Genomic DNA, 1,251 nt, shown 5'->3' on the forward strand with positions numbered 1-1,251 from the left:
TTCGGTGGGAATGTCGATTTTCTTGAAGGAGTCACCGCCGGAAAGGGAATGTCAAAAAGTTCGCCATCGCTTTGTCTGCGGAAATTGGCCACCCTTTGGATGAGATGCCACCACAAACCGAGGGAGAACCGTCTGCTAGAAGACGAGGCAACCGTCGTGGTGGGCAGAGAAAACTTGTTCGAACGCCTGGACCAACCCTTCGTGTCAACACAGCGGCATTTCGGGGCATTTCGCGTTTAACACCTTGGAATCCTCATACAAAACTGTGAGAATCTTTTTGGAAAGGTTAAGAGAGGATCGATGTTAGGCCGAAGAAAAGGATTCCCAAGCGGGACGAGACTCTTGGCAACAAATTAGCCGATATTTTGCCGTGCCAAAACATGCAAAAAAACGGCCGTTGGAGGAGTCTCGAGCAAAAAAGCAGCCAAATTTGTCGGTTCCGGGTGTGTGTTCCCTTTGACAGCCAAATTAGTTTGCGTAAACTTTGCCCCTCTTGGAACTTTGTGGCAACAAACCAAGGCCACAAACCGAGTAACAAGAGGTGCCTTGAAACAGTGTCGATTGCTTGCAATCTTCATCCTGAATTCAAGACAGTTCGGGCGTATAGCTCAGTTGGTTAGAGCGCGTCGCTGATAACGACGAGGTCCCAGATTCGAGTTCTGGTACGCCCATTTCGAGAAGTTTGAGGGAAGAAGAGTGAAGGGTGAAAAGTCCAATTGACATTTCACCCTTCACTCTTCAAACTTCGCACTTCCTCGGGGGTATAGCTCAGTTGGGAGAGCGCCTGCTTTGCACGCAGGAGGCCGTCGGTTCAAGTCCGTCTACCTCCACTCACCATGATCTCGAAAGAGATGATGGCGAAGTGAAAGATACAAAAGTGTCCTGTGAATCCTTTTTCTTAAAAGCTTCACGAGACGCGAACAAAATCTAAAATTTTCCTCCAAGTGAGGTTGACCCAAAGTTTTAGATCGCTATCTTTCCCTTCTCGATTGAGAGCCACGTCACGCGGCCTGAAAAGGCCACAAAAAACGTGCTTCTCAAGCGAACAACCGAACTTCAAGAAACTTTAAAAAACATCTTGAAACGCGGTTGACGAAGAAAACCTTCAACAGTATTCTTCGCCCTCCCTTGTGAACGACCGGCTGACGCCAAGAACGGAACGCGATTTGCTCGCGGCCCAAAACTGGCACTGGCCGGCTGCTCACAAGGCAGCGTCCGTTGCACTATCGACTTACACTCGAACGCAACGCA

At 49.1% G+C, this 1,251-nt stretch carries 1 protein-coding gene and 2 tRNA genes; all 3 read left to right on the forward strand.

Annotation, left to right across the window (positions count from 1 at the left end):
- On the forward strand, window positions 1–240 hold a 240-nt coding region (locus tag RMSM_RS43310; RefSeq protein ID WP_040771459.1), incomplete at its 5' end, for a hypothetical protein.
- Between the two features lie 357 nt (window positions 241–597).
- Window positions 598–671: transfer RNA gene (locus RMSM_RS36135), tRNA-Ile, on the forward strand.
- Window positions 672–757: 86 nt separating this feature from the next.
- Window positions 758–830: transfer RNA gene (locus RMSM_RS36140), tRNA-Ala, on the forward strand.
- Window positions 831–1,251 lie beyond the last annotated feature (421 nt).

Origin of the sequence: Rhodopirellula maiorica SM1 (assembly GCF_000346295.1) — a bacterium.
Lineage (GTDB): Bacteria > Planctomycetota > Planctomycetia > Pirellulales > Pirellulaceae > Novipirellula > Novipirellula maiorica.